Source organism: Nostoc sp., assembly GCF_036917415.1.
GTDB lineage: Bacteria > Cyanobacteriota > Cyanobacteriia > Cyanobacteriales > Nostocaceae > Nostoc.
On the sequence record NZ_JBALDJ010000120.1, the window covers coordinates 1 to 23,048 of the forward strand.

The window sequence follows — 23,048 nt, forward strand, 5'->3', positions numbered from 1 at the left end:
GACTAAATCATCTTTCCCATCTGCGTTAAAATCGCCGACTAGCCATTTTTGAGTATCCCAAAACCCACCTTGGCCAGTTGCCCAGCGCTGGATATCAAAACTCTCACCATTAGATAAATGAGTATCGATACTAGCTAGACCGCCATCATTGAAGACGTTGACTAAATCATCTTTCCCATCTGCGTTAAAATCGCCGACTAGCCATTTTTGAGTATCCCAAAACCCACCTTGGCCAGTTGCCCAGCGCTGGATATTAGGAAAGTTTAGAGTACCACTGATAAAGTACTGCCCCAAACTGCCGTAATCCGTGTAGCCAGTTGAAAGAGGATTTTCTTTTCCTATACCATCAATTTTGAGGTAATAATTTCCAGCAACGACATTTGTTGTAATACTTGCAGATAGTAAATCTGTTGGATTGGACGATGCAATTAAGGTACCAGCAGAATTGTATAGCTCTGCCAAAATGTCTAAGTTTGGCCCTCGACTAAAAGGATTCACTGTCAAGCTAATCAGACCAGTATCTGTGACAAAACTATAAAAATCTATATCTGTATTGCGCTCAATGATGCCACTATCACTGATAGACGTACCAGAAATGGTTAGTGGCTTTGCTGTCGCAATTGTATCACCACAATCATCGGCTCGGTAGGTAAACCCATTTTGGGTCGTAATAATTTGCAAATCATTCTCAGTATTGTTAGCAGAAGCATACTCGCCTTTACTCCACTGGACTAGCTCGTCGTAATACCCCAATCCCATGATCGGTCTCCAGCCAGTCTCTCCACTACCATGTCCATAGTAGTATTCTTCAGCGGGGGTTATTTGTCCATCATGCTCAAGCCCCAGCGTATGACCTACTTCATGAGAAATAATATTAATTCCCCCAATAAATGCACTAGACCAAACGACAAATTCACTGTCTCCATGTTCTCCAATCACATAAGCATGAACGTCTTGTTTGGCAACATTCAGTCGCTTTCCAAGTTGATATTTCAGTCTGGCAGTATCAAGAACAGTTCCCAAACCGAAAATTAGGTTTTCTGTGGTGGAAGTAGCGATGTCTACAACGGGCTACGCCTACGCAATAATCCGCGTAAGTACATCCACTCTTCTTGCTAACGATAAGTACGATTGAATTCGGTGCAACTCGATCCAATTCTTTGAGCGTCAAACGTATAATCTGTGCATTGTCGCTCAATGTATCTAATTGGTAAGTAGAGAAGTGGATAGTAGTCTTTGTATACTATATAGGGGAATAAAGACAGCGATGACGTGGTATGAATGTAAGCAATGCAGCGCCTGATCGTAACGTTAAGTTGATACCAATGGTCACTGCTCACACGTGCAACTTAAGCCGAAAACTATATCAGACAGGCGTTTTGTAAATCCCTCACGCCCTCATCCCCTAACCCCTTCTCCCAAGGGAGAAGGGGAATTGAATGTCTAGCTCCCCTCTCTCTTGGGAGAGGGGCTGGGGGTGAGGGCAAAATGTTTTCACCAAGCGGGTTTAGTGTTAAGTTGACACCAATGGGCACTGCTGTGCCCCTATACATCGTGATGTAATATTGTACAGCTAGAACGATTTACCAGCCTTGGAGAAATTGCAGGGGAAGAAGTTTTGAGTGAGTTGTTTACTTTGTATTCAGAACCAGTGAGTGATTCGGCTGAATTCGGTCAAAACATTAAGTTGGCAAGTACAACTTGATAGCGCATACTTTGCTTCGCCTAGAAAAGCATATCTTTAATTTAACTCTCCTGTAAGTTGTGAAACCGCTCCTATAAGTTCAGGAGCTGCTCCGGTAAATTCGGGAGCTACTCCCATAAGTTCAGGAGCAGCTTCCATAAGTTCGGGACCTGCTCCCGTAAGTTGTGAAACCGCTCCCATAAGTTTGGGAGCTGCTCCGGTAAGTTTGGGAGCTGCTTCCATAAGTTCAGGAGCTGCTCCCGTAAGTTTGGGAACCGCTCCCGTAAGTTGTGGAACCGCTACAGTTGCAATATTGATAACTACAGCTTAAGTATAGTGACAGCAACTTAAATATTGCTGATGATTTAAGCTTTCAAACGTAAGGCGTAAGGGTGCACAGTTATGCTCTTATACCGCGTATTGCATCCAAAATTTTTGTATTTTCTTTATTTCGCCAAAATCCGAAATATTGCACAGCAAACTTGTATAAAATCTCAGTGATACCAATTCTCTAAAATCTGTCACCAAATTCAAACCCCCAAACCCAGATTTAATCTGACTTTCTTAATTACGAATTAGTACACAATTATGCCGCCAGACTACTCCGGTCAAAATCTTCGAGGTCGCTCTTTTACAGGTCAAGATTTGACTGGAGTCAACTTTAGCAAGGCAGATATTCGAGGAGCAAACTTTACCCAGGCTATTCTCAAAGATGCTAACTTCACGGGTGCTAAAGCTGGCCTACAGATACATTGGGTAATTAGATTGCTAATAATATTACTCTTATTATCAGCATTATCAGGATTTGCTTCGGAGTACGTTATATACGGACTGTATTGCTTGATTGACCCTAGTCAACCTTATACAAGAACGGCTAGTATCGCTACTTTAGTAGTACTTGTATTTTTCTTTTATCTGACTATTTATAAAGGTTTAGATATATCTCTAAACATATCAATCTTTGTTAGTGCGATCGCTAGTTCCGTTGTCACCGCTACTATTAGCACCACTGTACATCTTCATGGTAACAACATGAGCAATGGTGTTTCATTTGCTGGTGCTGTTGCTGCTGCTATTGTTGATGCTGGCGTTATTGATGGCGCTATCATTATTGTTGGTATGAATAAAGTCAATATTTATAATTTTGTTAGAGTTGCTTTTATTGTCGGTTTTGCTGCTTTCTGTAGTTCCAATGTCGTAAGTGAAACAAGAGATAAAATTGATATTTTGTCTTTTCGTACCGTAACTGGCATAACGATCGCCTTTCTTATGTCATTAAGTATTTATATCGCATGGAATGCAATGAAAGGAGATGAAAGATATGACTTGATTCATAAAATAGCAATAGCCTTTGCAGCTACAGGTGGAACCAGCTTTTATAATGCCAATTTAACAAACGCTGATTTTACTGGTGCAACTCTCAAAAATACAGATTTCAGAGAAGCAAACTTGACACGCACTTGTTTTTCCAAAGTCAAAAAACTTGACTTTGCCAGACTTGACAATACTATATTAACTAATCCAGATGTTCTTAAGTTACTGGTCACGGGCAATGGTAGGGAAAAGTCTTATATTGGTGCTAACTTTAAAGGTGCTAACCTCAACGGTGTTAATTTAACACAAGCAAATTTAAAAAATGCTGATATCAGTCAAGCCACCTTCCAACAAGCTTGTTTAGAGTGGGCAAACCTAACTCTAACTCAAGCTGTTGGCACTAATTTTACTAACGCTCACATGACTGGTGTTTCTGTGGAAGCATGGAATATTGAAAGTACAACTCTGTTAAATAATGTAGATTGTCGCTTTGTTTATCTTTTAGAAAACTCCAAACTTGGAACTGATGACCGAGAACGTCGTCCCAGTAGTGGCAAATTTCAACCAGGAGAATTTACTAAGCTGTTTGAAGAGGTTTTAAATACTGTTGATTTAATTTTCCGTAATGGCATTGACTGGAAAGCTTTTGTTCAAGCCTTCCAAACAGTGCAAGACCAAAATGAAGACACAGAATTAGCTCTACAGAGTATTGAAAATAAAGGTGATGGCGTAGTAGTCGTTAAGGTCGGTGTACTTGTTGATACCGATAAAAAAAAGATTCATAGCGACTTTACCCAAAATTATCAACTGGCACTGCAAGCTGTAGAAGAAAAATATAAAGCACAATTACAAGCTAAAGATAATGAAATAGTTATCTATCGCCAACAAAGTGGAGAGATGGCAGAGATTGTAAAATTACTAGCCAATAAGCCAATTAATGTTCAAGTTGACAACAAAGTTGAGAATAAAAATATGACTAGGAGTAATGATGCCAGCCGCAAAATTGAAATTGGCAGTGTTGGCAGAGACTTTAATGCCAGTGGACAAGCTTTGAATTTGGGTGATATTAGCGGTAAGGTAACAAATACCATCAATGAATTAGCAGCGTCTCCCGAACCTGATAAACCGGGAATTAAGGAATTGTTGACGCAATTGCAAGCAGCAATTGAGGCTGATACAAACTTAGCTCAAGAAGATAAAGCTGAGGCATTAGAACAAGTGAAAGCTTTAGCAGAAGCCGGGAAAAGCCCTCAAGAGGGGGCGATGCAAAAGGCGGCGAAAACGGCTATAAAGATTTTAAAAGGGACAATTTCTAGTTTACCCAGTGCTACAAAGTTGGTTGAACAATGCAGCAATCTATTGCCGTTGATTTCAAATTTTTTGGGTTTAGGGTAATCCACCCGTGATTCACTTTTACCTCACTTCCATTCCTCTCTCCTCTTAGGCTACGGTGTACATACAAGTCTGAAACAGTTTAATCATCTGGTTTAAGCCTAAGTTTTACCCCTCCCTAACCCTTCCCTTTCCAAGGGGAGGAAACTGTATTTCTAGTTTCCCCCCTTAGAAAGGGGGGATTAAGCAGGGTGGTTTCATACAAGCAAAGAAAAATTAAAACTGGGTTTCAAAGCCTCTCCCCCCGTGGGGGAGAGGAATGGAAGTGAGGGAAAAAGCCATGCCACTTTCACGAGAAATCAAGACTTATGTATTTTTCTTTTTTCGTATGAAACCACCCTGCTTTCTAAGGGGGGATTAAGGGGGGTAATTCGACTTGTGTGTACACCGCAGCCTAAAAGGAGAGAGGCTTTGAATCTTACTCCCCTTCCCTTATAGGCTATCCATTACCCACATCTTTATAGGCACAGAGGCCGCAGAGAAGCTAAAATTATAAGTAAAAGTATTAAGAATTTTAAACAAAATAATCAATGTCCAGCATTTCTCTTGACAAAAGTAACTCTCATGTCGTGATTATCGGTGCGGGCATAGGTGGACTGACTGCTGGAGCATTATTAGCTCATAGAGGTTACAGTGTCTTAATTTTGGATCAAGCCCTCGTACCAGGAGGCTGTGCTTCCACTTTTAAACGCCAGGGATTTACCTTTGATGTGGGAGCAACTCAGGTGGCGGGGTTGGAACCAGGGGGAATTCACCACCGGATTTTCTCAGAATTGTCAATAGATTTGCCACAAGCAACGCCTTGCGATCCTGCTTGTGCGGTGTATTTACCAGGGGAAACTACACCCATCAACGTTTGGCGCGACCAAGAAAAATGGCAAGAGGAACGACAAAAACAGTTTCCTGATAGTGAACCGTTTTGGCAGTTGATGGCAACTTTATTTAATGCTAGCTGGGAATTTCAAGGACGCGACCCGGTACTACCGCCGCGTAATTTATGGGATTTGTGGCAGCTAACTCAGGCGGTGCGTCCAAGTACATTAATTACCGTACCCTTCACCTTGTTTACGGTAGGAGATGCTTTACGGTTATGTGGGCTGGGAAATAACCAGCGACTGAGAACTTTTTTGGATTTGCAGCTGAAACTATACTCTCAGGTAGATGCAGACGAGACAGCATTACTTTATGCAGCCACAGCGTTGAGTGTATCCCAACTGCCCCAAGGATTGTTTCACCTCCAGGGAAGTATGCAAGTATTAAGCGATCGCTTGGTACAATCCCTAGAGAGAGATGGCGGCAAACTATTGATGCGCCACACTGTAGAACAAATCAAAGTAGAAAACGGCAAAGCCAGTGCTGTTGTCATTAGAAATCAGAAAACTGGCGAAGTTTGGACAGAAGCAGCCGACCACATAATTAGCAACGTCACCGTGCAAAATTTGGTGGAGTTATTGGGAGAAGAAGCGCCATCTGGATATAAAAACCGGGTGGAAAAACTGCCCCAAGCATCGGGTGCTTTTGTGGTGTATTTGGGTGTAGATGCCAGCGCGATTCCGCCTGAATGTCCTCCCCATTTACAATTTCTGTACGATGCTGATGGCCCTATTGGCGAGAATAATTCCCTATTTGTTTCCGTCAGTCATCCTGGAGATGGTCGCGCCCCGGAGGGGAAAGCGACAATTATCGCTTCTTCATTTGTCGATCCTGCACAGTGGTGGCAGACTGAAGATTATGAAGGACTAAAACAAAAGTTTACCCTGCAAGCGATCGCTCATCTTGCTCAATACTTTTATCTCAAACCAGAAACGATTATTTATCAAGAAGCCGCAACACCGCGCACCTTTGCCCATTTCACAGCTCGCGATCGCGGTATAGTTGGTGGTATTGGTCAAAGAATTCCTACCTTTGGCCCCTTTGGGTTCGCTAATCGTACACCAATCCAGAATTTGTGGTTAGTTGGTGACTCCACCCATCCAGGGGAAGGTACTGCTGGGGTGAGTTATTCGGCGCTAACGGTAGTTAGGCAAATTGAAGCGCAAATGTAGTATTGACTCAAGTTAGTTTTGATAAGGACTTTAGTCCTTACTACAAACTTGTTTACAACTATTTAGATAGAGCAGAAATTTTATTAAATATTATAAATCATACTTATAACCGATTGTAAACAGGACGCAAAACTGATGAAATAAAGTTAGTGTTGCAAATCTGGAGTAATGACAGACAGCGTTTTAATTCTTGGAGGACGAGGGCGGGTTGGTAGCAGTGTTGCCGAGGATCTAGCTACCCATACGCAAGCACAAATTACGATTACTGGACGTTCTGCGGAGTTTGGGAAGGCTGTGAACTTGTCTTCGGGGGGACAAGTGCAGTTTTTGATCTTAGACTTGGCAGAAGTTGACAAGTTGCGAGATGCGATCGCAAACTCTAACTTAGTCATCCATTGTGCTGGACCATTTCACTATCGAGATACTAATGTTCTCGAAACCTGTATTGCTGAAGGCGTTAATTATTTAGATGTCAGCGATCATCGTTCCTATACTAGCAAAGCTCTTAATTATCATGAAAAAGCTGCTGCTGCTGGCGTGACAGCAATTATTAATACTGGTATTTTTCCTGGTATTTCTAACAGTATGGTACGCCAGGGAGTTGAACAATTTGAGCGACCAGAAAAGATCCATTTAAGTTATTTGGTTTCGGGTTCTGGCGGTGCTGGGATTACAGTGATGCGGACAACTTTTCTAGGGTTGCAGTATCCTTTTGAGGCTTGGATAGATGGAAAATGGGAAATAGTCAAGCCTTACAGTGAAAGGGAAGTAGTTGAGTTTCCATCTCCATATAGACACAGCGGAGTTTACTGGTTTGATATGCCAGAAACCTTTACACTGCCCCATGCATTCCCATCAGTGAAAACTGTAATTACTAAGTTTGGCTCTGTTCCAGATTTTTATAATCATCTAACTTGGATTGCGGCGCACGTTTTTCCCAAGTGGTTAATGCAGCGTCGTTACATGATTGAATTTCTGTCTCATGTCAGCCATTCAATGACAGATGTAACTAATAATTTTAGTGGAATTGGAGTAGCAGTTCGTTCTGAGGTTACAGGGCAGAAAAATGGTGAAACAGCCGTTTATTGTTCAACTGTAGTGCATGAAAATACAGCTGTGGTTTCTGGTTGTGGCACAGGTAGTATTGCCCAATTATTGCTAGAAGGTAAGCTCAAAAAACCCGGAGTTTTTCCTGTAGAAGAAGCATTAACAACAAATTTATTTGAAGAGGTAATGCAAAGCCGAGGAATTAAAATTAATCACAGTTGGTCATAAGTGTCTATCCGATAAGAAAGTAAAATATCAGTCTACTTGAGTAGACTTGAGCTATTAGTCCAGAACTTGATTTCTGGACAGTATGTTAGAGGTTGTTTTAAAAGTAGTTAGCTGTAATTTTAATCACATTATTACCCCCCTTAATTTCCCCTTGTAATGGGGATAAACAAGAAAAATCCGGTTCCCTCCCCTTGTAATGGGGAGGGTTAGGGTGGGGTAAAAAATATTTGATAGATCAATCATGACTTTTCAAACAACCTCTTAGTAAGCACAACAATTTGGGGCTATAGCGATTCTCATTTTAAAGAGGTACACGGGTAAGATTACATAATTTAGTGCTACTACTAAATCATTTGTGAACAACGAGATCCCCGACTTCTCTAAGAAGTCGAGGATTTTAGTCTTGTGAATTAAGATTACTATAACTAAAAATTAATATACCTTGAGGTAGAAGAAAGAACTGTACCTAAACACTTAGGATGCCTGTGAGCCTAAGAGATTTAATCTATCTTAATACCTAAAAAGGCTCATAACAAAAGACTAGGAGGTTTTTTTCATGCAAAAAATTCTATTAACTTTAAAACAAGCATTTAGTTCAAGCTTTTTGGTTGTTAGCTTGATGGTTTTCATCAGCTTGACAGGTTCCTTCATTTTTGTTCAGCAAAATAGTTATGCAACTACTCTTGAAGAATTAAAACTAATACCTCCAGAGTATAAACCAAATTCTGAAGAAAGAATTAATCGTGCTAACGAATACGATCCAGGTGTTGGCATTCAAGAAGAAGACAGACAACAAGCTTATGAGCAAGCAATAAAAGATTCAAAGAATCTTAATACTATAGAGAAGACTTACGAAAGAAATTTGAAGGCTGAACAAGAACAAAATCCCCCAGAAAGTTTTGGTGAAAAAGCGAAAGAAGTTATTGAAAAAGTGACAGGTAAATAGGGAATATAGACCTAACCAAACCCCTTTCCTACAAAGAAAGGGGAATTTAGAACTTAAAGCGCCTCTCAGGTTTGGAGCAAGTTCAAAAAATTAAATTGTAGCGGCTTTCAAGACAGTCGCTACATAATACAAAAAAAATGTTTTTACTCAAATTCATCTATTGTGGTGGGAGAAGTAGTATTTTTCTTATTAGCAAAATTGCGCTCATACCACTTCATTAATGGAGTTGCACTAATGCCATGCACAATTACTGAGGCTACAATAGTAGTGTAAGTTATCCAAGCAATTTGTTCGGCTGCTTCACCTTTCAAGCCATGACCAAAGGCATAGGCTAGATAATATAAAGAACCAACTCCGCGAATACCAAACCATCCAAATAATAACCGAGTTCCTGGGTGTAAGGTTCGGCGGTGTGAATCTAGAGGACGTTTACCTATTGTACTAATCCAAACTCCTACAGGTCTGATTATTAAGAATAACAAAATTATCACTAACACAGATTGCATAGCATAATTAAGCATTGGTTTCAATAATAATATTGAACCCAATAGTAAAATTGTCCCAACTTCTAGCAGTTTTTCGACTTGCTCAACAAATTCTAATTCTGCTAGCGGTTTTTCAGAATTTCTGTAACTGCGTTGGACAACTAAGCCAGCAACAAATACCGCCAAAAACCCATAGCCATTAACCATTTCTGTTAATGAATAAGTTATTAGAATTGTGCTGATAGCAATAAAGTCTTCCATTAACTCATCGGCAGGACGGCGTTTTTGGATTTTTTGTTCAATCCAAACTATAGATTTGGCAACAACAATTCCCATAATAATGCCTACTGCGATCGCCCATATTAAATCAACTGTAATCCACTGTTGAAACCAGTTACCCCAGTTATCATCTTCTAAGGCATGAATGCCAAAATAAACGAAGGGAAAAGCTAAAGCATCATTTAACCCACCTTCAGAAGTTAAACCAAATCTCAACTCATCTTGGTCATTTATACTGGTCAGTTGTACTTCTGATGCTAATACTGGATCGGTAGGTGCGAGAATTGCTCCTAATAAAATTGCTTCTTCCCAATTCATCCCTAAAAACAATTTACCCACAGCAGCCAGAGCAAAAATTGAAATTGGCATCAGAAATACAATCAATCGCACTGTAATATCCCAAACACCCAACTTTAGAGGACGAACAATTCTTAAGCCGCAGCTAAATACAGAAATAATTACGACAAGTTCTGTTATTTTCTCCAGCAGTTCGGAGTTAAAAATGTCATCTCGACGTAATTGAATTAGCCCTAAGCCATAAGGGCCTAGAAAAATACCAACCAGTAGGTAGATAATCGCAAAAGAAAGGGGTAAGCGAGTAATCCAACCTGACCCTAAAGTTACCATCAGCAAAAGTAGACCAATCACAAATAGGTCAATAATATAGATATCTACCATATAGCGATTTACATAAATATAAGGTGTTGCTCTGTAAGCTTAGTTGCAATAGCTTTGTATTAGAATTTACCTATGGGCAGATTTTCTGGGATTAGAATTTAGAGGCACCACCAAATTGAAGAAGAAAGGAATAGATAAATTTGGCCTTGGCTTTGCCCATCGTAGAAATTGCCCTTTGATTATTTATTAGAAGTCTTTTAACTAATCGAATATGGCACAGAAATATCGCTCAGACACACCTATACGCTTTTACGAATCGTTTATAAGCTAAACGACATCTAGTTTGCATATCCAAAATTTATATAACTCTTGTGGCGTAGGCCGAAAAGCCTACGCTAATTATGCAACTTAAATGTGGAACAGCTTAATCGTGTCCGGTTAAAGACTTATGATTAATATCATGTTCGGTTAAACACTTATAATATCTGTAGGTTGGGTTGAGGAACGAAACCCAACATTTGATCCTTGTTTATGTTGAGTTTCACTGGTGTTCAAACGCCACTTGCTTCAAGCCGGGGAACCCGTCCAACGCAGTAGCTCCCCAACCTACATTGATAGATTTTATTACAAGTAATAACCCGAACTTGATATAAGACCGTAGAGGAGAGTGATTTTTGGGCTTTCTGCATAGATTCGGGAATATAGCTAATTACCAGACATGATATATTTCCTACTTTCTGACTCAGATATCGCCTAATTTAGTACAAATATACTATAATAGGTATAGCGTTCACAAAGCCTAGCTAAATGCATAATGGCTCTGTGAAAACCTTCTGGAAGATGGATTCAAGGGTTAGTTCGATGATGAAGCATTATATTCTCAACCTCAATCCGACTGCCAAGCATGAATGGGATCGGTGTATTTTACGTGACCCGCTGACTGCCAAACGCCCAGACATTGCTAAACTCATTGCCGAAGCGGTTGGTGCTGATACAGGTAGTTATTTGGTCAGCGTGAATATTGAAGTTCAAGTTTTGCAGGAAGCGGCAGTACCTCAAGCCGAACAACTCTCGCTTTCATTTCCAGAGGTGAGTGTGCCCTCACAACCACAACTGCGGGAAGCAGCTTGAGCTACAGTGCAGAATTTAGCAGAAAATAATAAGCCTGCTTATGCAGGCTTACTTTGTTTTTGTTACCCGCAGACTTCAGTCTGACGGCTAAATAAGTCATGGGTATATGGGCGGACTTAATCTTAAAAGATAAAATTAATGGTGTTATTCAAAAGACATCTCCAGAAATTAATGACGATCTACATTCATTTTCACTCTTATGTCCAAAGCTAATTTGAAAAGCTTAAAAAATTGGCTATACAGAATATATATGATGAATGAGGTTTAAGTTTAAAATTTTTTGAGAGTTGATTTGAATTTGATTTCCGCTAAAATTTAGGAAAATGACTATAAACAATTAGGGTAAAATAATTGCCATACCTGCACTTCAGACATCACTTTTTTTCCCCTAATTCAGTATATTTGGACTATAATATATATATAGCTTCCACCAAGCTGAGTTAAGTGTAAAACTGCTCTGTGACAGCCTTTTGGTAAATGGATTCAAGGGTTGGTCTTATACTTAAATACTACATTATTGACCTTAGAGGAAAATTATTAAATGATGCAACTGAGTCATTATCCAGCTGCGATCGCACAAGCTGCCCAACGGGCTAATGAAATAGACTCTCAGTTGATGGCAGTGCAGCACCAAGTTAACCGATTTGAAGGGAATGCAGACCGCACAGCCGCCTTTGAGATGGATTTGAAAAATGACGCTCAACGCAAGGCTCGTCGCTTTGAGGTGCTGCTTGTGAATCAGGAATATCAAAAGGCAATAGACACCCAGATTCGATTAACTGTCGATAAAGCAAATGCCATCGCTCATTTGGAATATCTGCGTAACCAATTTAGTGTAGCTAAGTTGGAAGCAAGATTAGCGATCGCTCAACAACTCTCTGATTTTGAATCTCGTGAATTAGTTGGTTTATAGTCACACCCATCAACCTCTAAATTCAACTCCTGATCTTTACACACATCTGTCAAATCTCTTGCTTGGTAACTATCCTGCCTCGGAATCAACTCCGAGGCTAAGTCATAGTATTAGGTTGCAGTTATGTATACAGGGGTGTTGTATCAGTATAGAGTCTAACCGAAGTTACTAAGCCTGTTTGGTGGCGATCGGTGATAGCTACCGCCCTAACTGTCATGACCTTTTGATCGTTGCGTTTGTAATGATTTAAGGCTTCAAGGACAAAAGACGATTCGGTGCCGTAAATATTCAGTAAGTCGTGAGTCAAGGTATCGAAGGTAATCCAGTACTCAGAAAGACTTTGTAAAATGGCAGCCTTACCCTGGATAGGAGGATTATTGTTAGATTGCATAACACAATCATCTGCCAGAAATGTGCCGTAAACTTCTATATTTTTAGTATCAATAGCCTGCAAGTAGGTGAGATACCACTCGTAGGTATTGGGTGAAAGCTGGTTAATTGTAAGCCTATCGGTTTTCATGAGTCACTTATCCTTGCCACCTAACGAATTGGATTATCTCACGAGCGACTCATAACACTTAAACTTTGGAGTCTAGATTATATATTCATGAAGTTCTTAACTAATTACTATTAAATTTACTTACTAATAATTTAGCAATGTAATCATTAATTACTGTCATATCAAAACGCCCACTAGCACTAATCCTGGCATTCTTGGCTATAGTTGCAGTTATTTCCGCCTCCTGTAAACAAGTGCTAATTACTTGTGCAAGTTCTAGGGGTTCTCCTGGTGTGACTAGAAAACCATTAAGTCCATGTTCTACTAATTCCATTACACCCCCGGCTTTTACTGCAACTACAGGTTTTTCACATAACATCGCCTCTACAATCACTCTACCAAAGGGTTCTGGCGAAGTAGAGGTATGTGCCACCAAATCACAAGCTGCCATTAACTGGGGAATATCAGAACGAAATCCTAAAAATTTGACGCGGTTTTCTAATCCCAGTTCCTTAACTTGTTGGTGTAACTTTTGGACATAATCTTGTTCACCAAACAGTGCATCACCCACTAAAATTGCTATCACATTATGCGGACATTTAGCAAGGGCATCAATTAAAATATGCTGGCCTTTCCAAGGTGCAAGACGGCTAAAGTGTCCAACCACAAATTTTCCTTCTAATCCTAACTTTTGCTGTAATTTCTGAATGTCAGACTCATCAGTTTGATAAATTTTTGGATTAAAGCCGTTATAAACAACTTCGATGATATCTGAGCGTCCTCCTGCTTGCATAAATGCTGTCTGGCTAGCTTGAGAATTAGCAATTACTAATGATGCAAAACGATTAGCTAAGTTAATAGCAATCCGAAGATTAATTTGGCTAAAATGTTCTTTGGAAAGAATATCATGCAAATGATAAACTAAAGGACGACGACTGAAAAAACTTGCCAATGCTCCGACAACTAATGCTTTTTGAGTGTTGGCGTAGATTAAATCGTATTCACGTGCTTTTTTCACTACCTTACTAATCAAAGGTGCAAGTTGACCAAGACTCTTGAATCCTTGTACCAAACTGCTTTCTTTGCGAACTTGGATGGCTTGAGTTGCGAGGACTTCTACTGGGATATGATTTTGTTGTAATAAATGTTTGAACGATCCATCTACAAATAAACCTACTAAAGCGCGATCGCCATAAGGTTTAGCAATATCTATTAAACATAATTCCGCACCGCCTGGTTTACCGCTTTGGTCTAGAAAAAAAATTCTCATTAAACCTCTATTTTATCTAATTTGACTCACGTAGCACCCTTACTATCTATTACAATCACTTGTTTAATTTAATAAAATATGCCGTACTTGTTGGGCAATTTGATTCCAATCATAGTGTGTGCTGGCATAATGACGACAGGCTGATCTTGATGGTATGGGGATATTTCCCAATAGTGCTTGTTCTAGTTTTTCAGCAATGGATGAGGCTTCTGTTGAAGTCGTAATTAAATCGGGTGAAAATTCTGATAAAATTTCTGGCATTCCCCCAACTGGAGTACATAAAACAGGAGTACCACAGGCTAGAGACTCGATTATTACTAATCCAAACCCTTCAAAGGATTGACTAGGCATGATGGTTAATTCAGCAGCTTGGTAAGCTATGGGTAATTGCTCATCAGGGAGAAAACCTAAAAATTTAACGTTATTATCTAGCCCTAATTCTGTAGCCTGTTGTTGCAGTGCGGCTTGGATGTGACCACGACCTGCGATCGCTAGCCAAACATCTGGTATTCTAGGCTTAATTATCGCCAGAGCTTGCAATAATTTGTCAACTCCCGTTCGATGTACTAAGCGGCGTGATGTAAATATAATCCGGCGATTATTAGGCCAGCCTAGCTTTGCACAAGCCTCTTGGGGTGATAAATTTGGTTGAAACCAATTAATATCAACTCCACCGGGAATAACATTAATTTTGCTCCACGGTACTTGATATTGATCGTGCAAAATTTTCCCAAAAGCTTTGCTCAAAACAATGAAGCGATCGCAGTGATTATAAGTGTTTTGTTCTATTAGCCAATGCTTGATTAAAAGACTGAGGTTTTTATTAACTACCTCTTGCTGACTTTCAGAAGCCCAAGGGCCATGAAAGTTAAAAGTAACTGGTACTCCCTTTGGCAAAATATCTAAAATAGGAAAGCTGTATAATGCAAAGTGTAAATTAATAGCATCTGGTTTACTGGTTCTTGTTTTCTGAAAATTATTACGAATCGACCATAATCTTTGCCAAATAGCACTATCGGGAGAAGCCAAGTTAGTCAGCTTAATCGGCGAATTTAATTCAGCCTCTGGTAAACCGACTCCGCATAATTCAATCCGATCTTGATTTGCGGCTAATTTATGAGTTAGTTCATAAATATACCTTTCTAGTCCTCCGGGACTTTTGGGAAACCAGCCTAATCCAAGGGTGAGAATAGATGCAGATGCTGAATCAAAATTCTCTTTTTTATTTTCCACTAATGTGTGCCCTATAATTTATTGAGCATTTTTAAATAACAGTATAAAAATCTCATGCTTTAAATCCACAAAGAAAGATTGATATGTTTCTTTATAGCATATTTGATCAAAATATCAATTACGATAATTTACGAATATCTATTACCGATAATATTTTTTATAGAAGACTAATTTATAAACTATTTATATGCTAACGTCAACAATGAATTAAATTTTGTGTTTTTATTAACTATAGAATACTGAATAAGACATATATTATACCTGCAAATCAAGAAAGTTTAAAGGTAGATAAAGTGAGGAAAAATCATTAAAAATCACTTATTTTCAAATAGTTTTGTATTAAATATTACTATTTTTACTTGAAAATAAGTAACAAATAATACGTAAAATCAATATTAATGATTGATCGAAAGATTGTAGATATAGTGTCCCCACACAACCTATATCTTACTCAGTTAAAAATAGTTATATTTTTTTACGGATTTCATAAATAATGATTGTATATAAATAATTAAAATCTGAAAAATTATATGATAAATAAATTACTGACGCAGTTAAAAAAACTCCGTCACCAGCTTAATCAGCATATCAAAAAATTATCTAAAGCTAGATATTTACACAGAAGTAAAACTTTCAACTTTTTACTCAGCCTGACTGTTGGAGTCATTGTTACTAGCATCGGAATTACAACAGACTGGGCAACAACAGAAACACCGACAATTACATACAAAGCATCGTCGATAAGTAATACTATTGACAGTGCAAATTTGCGGGTACAAAACAATACTGAAACACCCAAGCTTAACTACAAAACATCGTGGATAGGTAATACTATTGGCAGTGGAAATCTGCGGATACAAAACAATATTGAGGCAATGTATGTTGCCCCTGATGGCACAGTTTATACCAACAGCCATTGGGATGAAGCAGCAATGGAGGCAGGAATATATAAAGATGGTAAGGTTATTGCTGCCCTTGGGGATACTCATGGCTGGAGTCGTGGCGGTGGCAAAGCTGTAACAGCAAATAGTAAATATGTTTATATTGCCATGACTCAAGGTGCGAGGGGCAATATAAAAGAAGATTACCCACCAGAAGGGACAACTTGGTATAGCGTTAGACGCTATGATTTGTCAGGAAAACCTGCACCATTTCCAAATGGGCGTGGCTGGGATAAAAGTATGTTGATTACCAGCACTAAAAGTGAAGTCACTGGATTAGCAACTGTAGGAAGCGAGTTGTATGTGAGTGATTTTGCTGCTAACCAGATTCGTGTTTATGATACTGATACGATGAAGGAACTCCGCAGCTTTACTGTTGCCAATCCAGGAGCAATAACTATCGAGCCACAAAAAAATCTGTGGATTATTCAAAGTAAAAATGGTAGTAAGCCTGCAAAAATTTTACATTATTCCCAAAATGGAAAACAATTGCCTCAACAGATTGCAGATATCGTCGAACCAACAGCGATCGCTATTAATCATCAAGGTAAGCTGTTAGTAGCAGAAAATGGCCCGCGTCAGCAAATGTTGACTTATGAGATCAAAGATCGGCCAGTGCAGGTGGGTAGTTTTGGTTCTAAAGGCGGTATCTATGCAGGAGTTCCTGGTGAAGTTCGAGATTTGAAACTTTACGGACTTACCGGAGTTGGTACAGATGCTTCAGGCAATATCTATATAAATAGTAATGGTTTCAACAAATCAGGAACAGATTTGCGGAAATTTTCGCCATCGGGAAAACTAATGTGGCGATCGCTGGGATTGATATTTGTCGATAATGCAGATGCCGATCCTAAAACCGATGGTGTAGATTTATTCACCAAACAAGAACACTATCTGATCGATTACAGTCAGGCTGCTGGTAAGCAATGGACTTACAAAGCCTACACCTTAAATGCTTTCAAATATCCTCAAGATCCACGTCTGCATACATCCCCAGATGGAACCTTTGTTCGCCGTATCCAAGGGAAGCCATTTTTGTTCCTCACAGATATGTATAACAGCTTTCTGCAAATATATCGTTTTAATTCCGCCACAGATGGTAAAGTCGCCATACCCGCCGGAATGTTTGTCGGTACTAATAGCGCAGATAAACCATTTATCACCGGAAATTGGCCACCGCATCAACCAGAACAAGGGGAATGGATCTGGCGCGATCGCAACGGTAATGGCAAATTTGAAAAGAACGAATACGATCGCAGTAAAGATTATCCTTATCTCGGCGGTTGGTGGGTAGACAGCAAAGGGGATGTTTGGAAAGCTTTGCGAACAGAAGATGGCATTCGACATTATCCTTTACAGGGAATAGATCCTAAAGGCAACCCCATCTACAGCTATAGTTCAATGGAAAAGCAAACTACTCCCAAAATATTTAACGACTTGCGGCGGATCGAATATTTCCCTGAAACAGATAGTATGTATTTGTCAGGCTTTACGGTAGATCACCCTGCATTTAGTGACGATGCTGGAGTTGCTGGATCTGAGATTGCCCGTTTTGACAATTGGAGTAAAGGAAATCGTACTCCCAAATGGCGGATTGTAATTCCCTACGACAGCACCGGTAAGCGTGAAGTGTCAACAGCAGCAATCAGTGTGGCGGGAGACTATGTATTTGCTGTGACAGTCAAAACCGCAGAGGTATATGTCTACAATGGCAAGACGGGGGCGCAAGTACAAAAGTTAAAACCAGGCCCAGAAGTTGGCGGCGAAAGTGGCTGGATTGATATACCCTACGGTATTCGCGCTTTTCGGCGTTCCAATGGTGAACATCTGGTATTTGTGGAAGAAAATTGGAAAGGAAAAGTGATTATGTATCGGCTGGCGGGGTGAGTATTTACAGTAATTACGACATAATATCATGTCCGCATAATTATACCAATTTGAAAAAAGAATGCGACAAATAGACCATTTGTAGAGACGCGATGAATCGCGTCTTTACCAAAAGATGTGTTGCAATCATTAATTGAATTGGTATTAGTTATGATTCCCCTAATTATTACACCAAGTCCGGTTAATCACTTATGATTACCGCATCTGTGCAAAAATCCCAAAAGCCTCTTTCCCCCTGCCCCCTGCGGTCTAAATGATAAGTCTTTACCCGGACATGATATTACACCCCTTTCCACTTGCGGGGCTAATGACTAATGACAGCCAACTCCAAAAATATTTCACAAATGATTCAGTATTGCAATATGTACAAAAATATGTGATTAAATGTATCGCACATTTAGTGTCAATTACTTTGTCATTTCCTATTTAGCCTTCACCCGCGCCTGCTTCACCATTGTAATCAAAGTTTGATGGGCATCTTCCGCATCTACTAAAACACGATCGAATTGAATGCGAACTGGTACAGCTTCCCCATTTACTTGCGCTGTTAAATCCATACCCTGTGAATCAATTGACAGCATTTTGGCTGCGATCGCATCAGTGACACCACCAAAAGCTTTAGCATAAATAGCTACAGCATCAGCATGATCGTCATTCATGTGCTTGCAGATACGCGAACTAATTTCAGCAGAAAAACCATTAGACATTGTGAATTTAAAAGTGATGAATATGGCAAGAGCCTAAATTATCGGCTAAGTAGTTCAAATTAGCAGAAAAAGCTAGTCTGACGCCATCATTATTATAATTTATATCTGAAAAACAATTGCCGTTGTATATATTTGATAAGTTCAGTTTATTACTCCAGGACTTACGCACAGGTAACGAAAAATCAAACCACAGAGGACGCAGAGGACACGGAGGAATAAGAGTTTGAGGTTTTTTTGCGTAAGTCCTATACTCGTACAAAAATTAAATTAAAATAACCATTATCCAGTATTTTTACCTTTCATTGCGGAAAGCAGACAGCGTAAACTGTAGCAGAAGTATTAGCCAAAATTATTGCAGCTAAGAGACAATGAGCGAAACTAGCCCCAGACGAATTGTAATTGGGGATGTGCATGGACACTATGAAGGTTTAATGACATTGTTGGAGGCGATCGCCCCCACGTCAGAAGATCGAGTCTATTTTCTGGGAGACTTAATCGATCGCGGCCCTCATAGTGCACAAGTAGTTAATTTTGTCAAGCAAAATAACTACTCATGTTTGTTGGGAAATCATGAGCAGATGTTACTAAGCATTCTGACCAATGAAAGGACTTCCTCCTCGACGATGCAAGCATGGCTGTTTGGTGGAGGGCAAGCTACCGTGGCCAGTTACCAAGAGGCTCCAATTCCTGATGACCATCTGGATTGGTTAAAAGCTTTGCCTACATACCTTGACTTGGGAGATATTTGGTTAACTCATGCTGGTGTTGACCCTTCCAAGTCGGTGACAGAACAAACTGCCGATGAACTGTGCTGGATACGAGAGGAATTTCACAGCATTGAAAAACCCTACTTTCCAGATAAACAAATTATCATTGGTCACACCATTACCTTTACCCTGCCGGGTGTTTCTCCTGGTAAACTGGCACAAGGAAAGGGATGGCTAGACATAGATACTGGCGCTTATCATCCCCGGAGTGGCTGGTTGACTGGACTAGATGTCACAAATCAGTTGGTTTATCAAGTTAACATTTTTAAAAATTATATCCGTATGTTGCCTTTAGAAGAGGTTGTAAGTACGGTCGATCCAACCAAAATTAAAGTCGTTCGCCGCAATAAGAATTGAGCAATATTTGAAATGAGGGGAAGTGGGGAGAAATTAATTCAAAATTCAAAATTCAAAATGACGCTCGCGGACTCGCTCTAAGCGAAGCGATGCCGAAGGCTTTACGCTGCGCTAACAAAATTAAAAATTAAAGAACCTCTGCCTCCTGCCTCCTATAAGCCAATTCCCAATGCCCAATTTCCTCAAGACCTTACTAATGGTCGAATATTAGCTTTATAACTAGCTTTATCCAAGCCATATTTTCCATTACTAGGTTGAGAGTTAATTGCCTGTCTGAGGGCATCAATGCGATCGCTAGTTCCGGGGTGTGTACTCAAAAATGTTGGAGTAGAACCACCCTTTTTCAGCAGCTTTTGCATAAAAGAGACCATTGCTGACTGGGCATAACCAGTACGTGTCAAAGTTCGTAGTCCTCTTTGATCGGCTTCAAATTCGTTTTTACGACTGCGTGGTAAGTCTCGCGCTAACTGTACACCAATTTGCACTGCGGAATTTCGATCTAAGCCAGCTGCTGTTAATAGACCACTTTCGAGGGCTTTTTGCTGCATCTGCTTGACTACGTGTTTTCCGCCAATGTGACCAATTTCATGGGCGAGTACACTTGCCAGTTCTGCTTCATTGTCTGCGGTTTTCAGCAAACCTGTGTGGACATATACATAGCCGCCCAAGGTCGCAAAGGCGTTAATAGTGTTATCTTCAACTATCTGGAAAGTATAGGGGAGATCGGGGCGATCGCTATTCGCTGCTAAACGCCGACCAACTTGTTCTACATAACGATTCACTTCGGAATTGCGGTAAAGTCGGACTTGACTGCCGACCAATTCCTGATTAATCTGCTTACCAAGATCAACTTCTTGATTAGGAGATATATTAGAAAGCTGAAATGCCTGAACTCCTTGGAGTAGAAGAGGCAAGAAATCTAAAGTTCTTCCAGGCAAGGGTGTACTCAGGCACAGACTCAGGGCGACTACCACTGAAATTAGGGGATAAAACCAGCGACGCCGCCATACACGGTAATTTGCAGCAAAACCTTTCCAATTGAACATAATACGCTTTGAAGATTATTTCGGAAGAACATAAAATGAGGGGACAAATTATGAGACGGATTTAGAGTATTCTAAGTTGCATTCTTAACTCAAGACCAAAGGAGTTGTCATACAGATAATCTTGACGCAAATCTACCGAATTGTGGAAGGCTAGGGATTCTCTCCAGAGATAGGCTTAAACACTAGATTTTACTTTCTAGGTGCTTCAGTATTAACTGGTAAAAGTTTGAGGGTTAGCTGCCGTTCCTCGGAAATTACGATCTCGTGATAAACTGTCGCATAATCGCAACCCCGAAGACTTTGAGTTATTACCAAATAGGGAAAATTGCCGTTACCATCGAAAACTTTCTTGTTACAATCCATTACTTCGCTATTACATCGGAAAACTTTTTATGGCTATTTTAGATTCAAAAGGTCGCTTGTTTGGCAAAATCAATCTTCTAGATTTAGGTGCTGCGCTGGTAATTCTACTAGTTATCTTTGGCATCTTTGTTTTTCCTGGCACTTCTGGTTCTGTTGCCCAAGTCGGTGCGAAAACAGTACCTATAGAAGTAGACTTAGTAGTTCGTGGTTTGAATGTACGTGACCCGGAAAAATTAATCGACAATGGTTTAAAAAAGGGTGAAAAAACTAATGTAATTATCCGCAATCAACCATACGGACAGATTGAAATTAAATCTATTCAACAGCTACCTAGAACAATCAATGTATTCCAACCGGATGGTACTGTTAAAGAACTGCCCGATCCAAAAAGAAACAATTATAGTGCAGATTTTCTTTTGACTTTAGATGGGAAAGCCCAAGTTACTGAAAGTGGGCCAGTTTTGGGTAATAGTAAAGTGAAAATTGGGATGCCATTTGAGTTAGAAGGCTTTAACTATAACTTCAATGCAACTGTCATTGATATCAGATTGAAAGACAAATAGTATTATCACTTTTATTGATAATATTTTCTCTAGCAATCTTATTAAACATCTGGTGAAAAAGAATGTAGAGACGCGTTAGCAGAGCGGGGCGTTCGCGATAGCGTCTCGTAGAGAGGCCCAGTCCAATTTTGCGTCTCTACTACTCATGTTAATTAAGCAAAGGCAAAAATTTGCGAATTAACCCGATTGTCACTGCTGGCAATTCTAACTGTGGTGTTAATCCGACATCTTCCAACTGTTGAAAAAATCGGATTGCTTGGGGATTGATTTCGGCAAGGCGGCGACCAATTGAGGGGCCTGTAAATTCTGACTTTTGTCCCCAAATAATGGCGGTGGGAGTGGTTAATTTTTGAATGTAAAGGGATAAATCAAAGCACAAATCGCCACGAACAAAGGACAGTGCTGCATACTCAGCATTAGGCTGTTGGGCGGATTGTAGATAAGCATCTACAATTTCTTCGTAGACTCGATTGGATTGAGCAAATTGCCGTTGTTGTAAGAAGCCGCGAATACCACTACTAGTAGCAACTCCAGTGCTGTAAAGTAAACGATCGACAATGGGAACGCTAACTAACTGAGCAAAAAAACTACGGGAATAGTCTTCGCCAAAGTCGGAAAGTCCGGCGGGGGTGGTAAGAATTAAAGACTTGAATAAATCAGGACGATCTGCTGCTACCCGAATTGTAAATGCTGCGGTCAATGAAGAAGCGATCGCTGTTACTGGCCCAGTACAAGTCTGCTCGAAAAACTCCCGAATTGTGGTCAAATAATCCTCAATCTTATAACTCCGTGCTGGATGTTCAGACCTACCCCAACCGAGCAAATCTGGCGCAATAACCCGATATTCAGCCGCAAAAGCCGGATAAACTTTCGACCACTCATAAGCAGAAGACCCACCACCAAAGCCGTGCAGGAATACCAAAGTTTCCCGATCGCCTTTGGCAGTCACATCGTCCTGCCAAGGTGCTCCAGCAGCAGTATAATATACCATTCTACCTAGTGAGGTATCTATAGAGCGTTGTTCAAATCCTAGTGGTTGAAACATAAGTATTTTTTGTTGACTGTAGTGATTCGTTGGCATAAGTAAGACAAAATACCTGGGACGCAAGCACACGAAGAGAAGATTTGATAATTTATCTGCCTCCCCTTTAGTTACCCTAAATGTTTACCGCAGTCAGTACTGAGTAAATGAACAAGCACTTAATACTTGCGTACTTAGTCAGAGCAACGTCCCTTTTAGGCAGTCTTTTAACTCAGCACTCTTCATATGTCTAGTTCAAACTCCCGACTGATTGTTATTATCAGCGAACCAATCACTCTAAGACTTCTCGCT

General features: G+C 40.0%; 19 protein-coding genes. 9 read left to right on the forward strand and 10 right to left on the reverse strand.

Annotation, left to right across the window (positions count from 1 at the left end; all coding sequences use genetic code 11):
• Both V7K41_RS29365 and V7K41_RS29370 read right to left on the reverse strand, forming a co-directional pair.
• On the reverse strand, positions 1-1,023 hold a 1,023-nt coding region (locus V7K41_RS29365; RefSeq protein ID WP_334853970.1), incomplete at its 3' end, for a M66 family metalloprotease.
• A 718-nt stretch (positions 1,024-1,741) separates the two neighbouring features.
• Positions 1,742-1,927: a hypothetical protein gene (locus V7K41_RS29370; RefSeq protein ID WP_334853972.1), complete on the reverse strand. Its 186-nt coding sequence runs from the start codon at positions 1,925-1,927 to the stop codon at positions 1,742-1,744.
• A gap of 345 nt (positions 1,928-2,272) precedes the next feature.
• On the opposite strand from V7K41_RS29370, the gene V7K41_RS29375 reads away from it, so the two are divergent.
• The 4 genes from V7K41_RS29375 to V7K41_RS29390 all read left to right on the forward strand — a co-directional run bounded on the left by V7K41_RS29375 (position 2,273) and on the right by V7K41_RS29390 (position 8,656).
• Entirely contained in the window at positions 2,273-4,393 is a 2,121-nt protein-coding gene (locus V7K41_RS29375) for a pentapeptide repeat-containing protein (RefSeq protein WP_334853975.1), read from the forward strand.
• A gap of 527 nt (positions 4,394-4,920) precedes the next feature.
• A complete protein-coding gene (gene crtD, locus V7K41_RS29380) occupies positions 4,921-6,435 on the forward strand; it encodes a C-3',4' desaturase CrtD (protein WP_334853976.1) in 1,515 nt (504 codons plus the stop codon).
• A 168-nt stretch (positions 6,436-6,603) separates the two neighbouring features.
• Positions 6,604-7,710, forward strand: coding sequence for a saccharopine dehydrogenase family protein (locus tag V7K41_RS29385; RefSeq protein ID WP_334853977.1), 1,107 nt, complete (start codon positions 6,604-6,606; stop codon positions 7,708-7,710).
• 556 nt (positions 7,711-8,266) lie between these two features.
• The gene (locus tag V7K41_RS29390; protein WP_334853979.1) at positions 8,267-8,656 is read left to right on the forward strand and encodes a hypothetical protein; all 390 of its coding nucleotides are present in this window, start codon (positions 8,267-8,269) and stop codon (positions 8,654-8,656) included.
• A gap of 143 nt (positions 8,657-8,799) precedes the next feature.
• On the opposite strand, the gene V7K41_RS29395 is transcribed toward V7K41_RS29390, so the two are convergent.
• Positions 8,800-10,098: a cation:proton antiporter gene (locus V7K41_RS29395; RefSeq protein ID WP_334853981.1), complete on the reverse strand. Its 1,299-nt coding sequence runs from the start codon at positions 10,096-10,098 to the stop codon at positions 8,800-8,802.
• Positions 10,099-10,899: 801 nt separating this feature from the next.
• Between V7K41_RS29395 and V7K41_RS29400 the strand changes: the two genes are divergently transcribed.
• Positions 10,900-11,169: a hypothetical protein gene (locus V7K41_RS29400; RefSeq protein ID WP_334853982.1), complete on the forward strand. Its 270-nt coding sequence runs from the start codon at positions 10,900-10,902 to the stop codon at positions 11,167-11,169.
• A gap of 541 nt (positions 11,170-11,710) precedes the next feature.
• Positions 11,711-12,082 carry a hypothetical protein gene (locus V7K41_RS29405; RefSeq protein WP_104909380.1) on the forward strand — a complete coding sequence of 124 codons (372 nt, stop codon included), beginning with the start codon at positions 11,711-11,713 and terminating at the stop codon, positions 12,080-12,082.
• Positions 12,083-12,203: 121 nt separating this feature from the next.
• Here V7K41_RS29405 and V7K41_RS29410 read toward each other — a convergent pair whose 3' ends face one another.
• The 3 genes from V7K41_RS29410 to V7K41_RS29420 form a co-directional block, all read right to left on the reverse strand.
• Positions 12,204-12,602: a nuclear transport factor 2 family protein gene (locus V7K41_RS29410; RefSeq protein ID WP_334853984.1), complete on the reverse strand. Its 399-nt coding sequence runs from the start codon at positions 12,600-12,602 to the stop codon at positions 12,204-12,206.
• A 100-nt stretch (positions 12,603-12,702) separates the two neighbouring features.
• Positions 12,703-13,851 (reverse strand): glycosyltransferase, encoded by a 1,149-nt coding sequence (locus V7K41_RS29415; RefSeq protein WP_334853986.1) that lies wholly within the window; start codon positions 13,849-13,851, stop codon positions 12,703-12,705.
• A gap of 63 nt (positions 13,852-13,914) precedes the next feature.
• Positions 13,915-15,084, reverse strand: a complete 1,170-nt coding sequence (locus V7K41_RS29420) for a glycosyltransferase family 4 protein (protein ID WP_334853988.1) — start codon at positions 15,082-15,084, stop codon at positions 13,915-13,917.
• 530 nt (positions 15,085-15,614) lie between these two features.
• On the opposite strand from V7K41_RS29420, the gene V7K41_RS29425 reads away from it, so the two are divergent.
• Complete coding sequence (locus tag V7K41_RS29425) at positions 15,615-17,912, forward strand: hypothetical protein (protein WP_334853990.1); 2,298 nt, start codon at positions 15,615-15,617, stop codon at positions 17,910-17,912.
• 422 nt (positions 17,913-18,334) lie between these two features.
• On the opposite strand, the gene V7K41_RS29430 is transcribed toward V7K41_RS29425, so the two are convergent.
• The gene (locus V7K41_RS29430; protein ID WP_334853992.1) at positions 18,335-18,619 is read right to left on the reverse strand and encodes a DUF2470 domain-containing protein; all 285 of its coding nucleotides are present in this window, start codon (positions 18,617-18,619) and stop codon (positions 18,335-18,337) included.
• Between the two features lie 368 nt (positions 18,620-18,987).
• On the opposite strand from V7K41_RS29430, the gene V7K41_RS29435 reads away from it, so the two are divergent.
• Positions 18,988-19,743: a metallophosphoesterase family protein gene (locus V7K41_RS29435; RefSeq protein ID WP_334853994.1), complete on the forward strand. Its 756-nt coding sequence runs from the start codon at positions 18,988-18,990 to the stop codon at positions 19,741-19,743.
• Between the two features lie 182 nt (positions 19,744-19,925).
• Here the strand turns inward: V7K41_RS29435 and V7K41_RS29440 are convergent, their stop codons facing one another.
• A complete protein-coding gene (locus V7K41_RS29440) occupies positions 19,926-20,789 on the reverse strand; it encodes a M48 family metallopeptidase (protein ID WP_334853996.1) in 864 nt (287 codons plus the stop codon).
• A 189-nt stretch (positions 20,790-20,978) separates the two neighbouring features.
• On the reverse strand, positions 20,979-21,152 hold the full coding sequence (locus tag V7K41_RS29445) for a hypothetical protein (RefSeq protein WP_334853998.1): 174 nt from the start codon (positions 21,150-21,152) through the stop codon (positions 20,979-20,981).
• Positions 21,153-21,181: 29 nt separating this feature from the next.
• Between V7K41_RS29445 and V7K41_RS29450 the strand changes: the two genes are divergently transcribed.
• Positions 21,182-21,715 (forward strand): DUF4330 domain-containing protein, encoded by a 534-nt coding sequence (locus V7K41_RS29450; RefSeq protein WP_334853999.1) that lies wholly within the window; start codon positions 21,182-21,184, stop codon positions 21,713-21,715.
• Between the two features lie 148 nt (positions 21,716-21,863).
• On the opposite strand, the gene V7K41_RS29455 is transcribed toward V7K41_RS29450, so the two are convergent.
• Entirely contained in the window at positions 21,864-22,760 is an 897-nt protein-coding gene (locus V7K41_RS29455) for an alpha/beta fold hydrolase (RefSeq protein ID WP_334854001.1), read from the reverse strand.
• Positions 22,761-23,048 lie beyond the last annotated feature (288 nt).

Excerpts from the sequence above, each read along its gene's own strand:
- V7K41_RS29370 (WP_334853972.1), bottom strand. The coding sequence starts at position 1,927 with ATGGAAGCAGCTCCCAAACTTACCGGAGCAGCTCCCAAACTTATGGGA.
- V7K41_RS29375 (WP_334853975.1), top strand. The coding sequence starts at position 2,273 with ATGCCGCCAGACTACTCCGGTCAAAATCTTCGAGGTCGCTCTTTTACA.
- crtD (WP_334853976.1), top strand. The coding sequence starts at position 4,921 with ATGTCCAGCATTTCTCTTGACAAAAGTAACTCTCATGTCGTGATTATC.
- V7K41_RS29385 (WP_334853977.1), top strand. The coding sequence starts at position 6,604 with ATGACAGACAGCGTTTTAATTCTTGGAGGACGAGGGCGGGTTGGTAGC.
- V7K41_RS29390 (WP_334853979.1), top strand. The coding sequence starts at position 8,267 with ATGCAAAAAATTCTATTAACTTTAAAACAAGCATTTAGTTCAAGCTTT.
- V7K41_RS29395 (WP_334853981.1), bottom strand. The coding sequence starts at position 10,098 with ATGGTAGATATCTATATTATTGACCTATTTGTGATTGGTCTACTTTTG.
- V7K41_RS29400 (WP_334853982.1), top strand. The coding sequence starts at position 10,900 with ATGATGAAGCATTATATTCTCAACCTCAATCCGACTGCCAAGCATGAA.
- V7K41_RS29405 (WP_104909380.1), top strand. The coding sequence starts at position 11,711 with ATGATGCAACTGAGTCATTATCCAGCTGCGATCGCACAAGCTGCCCAA.
- V7K41_RS29410 (WP_334853984.1), bottom strand. The coding sequence starts at position 12,602 with ATGAAAACCGATAGGCTTACAATTAACCAGCTTTCACCCAATACCTAC.
- V7K41_RS29415 (WP_334853986.1), bottom strand. The coding sequence starts at position 13,851 with ATGAGAATTTTTTTTCTAGACCAAAGCGGTAAACCAGGCGGTGCGGAA.
- V7K41_RS29425 (WP_334853990.1), top strand. The coding sequence starts at position 15,615 with ATGATAAATAAATTACTGACGCAGTTAAAAAAACTCCGTCACCAGCTT.
- V7K41_RS29430 (WP_334853992.1), bottom strand. The coding sequence starts at position 18,619 with ATGTCTAATGGTTTTTCTGCTGAAATTAGTTCGCGTATCTGCAAGCAC.
- V7K41_RS29435 (WP_334853994.1), top strand. The coding sequence starts at position 18,988 with ATGAGCGAAACTAGCCCCAGACGAATTGTAATTGGGGATGTGCATGGA.
- V7K41_RS29440 (WP_334853996.1), bottom strand. The coding sequence starts at position 20,789 with ATGTTCAATTGGAAAGGTTTTGCTGCAAATTACCGTGTATGGCGGCGT.
- V7K41_RS29445 (WP_334853998.1), bottom strand. The coding sequence starts at position 21,152 with ATGGATTGTAACAAGAAAGTTTTCGATGGTAACGGCAATTTTCCCTAT.
- V7K41_RS29450 (WP_334853999.1), top strand. The coding sequence starts at position 21,182 with ATGGCTATTTTAGATTCAAAAGGTCGCTTGTTTGGCAAAATCAATCTT.
- V7K41_RS29455 (WP_334854001.1), bottom strand. The coding sequence starts at position 22,760 with ATGTTTCAACCACTAGGATTTGAACAACGCTCTATAGATACCTCACTA.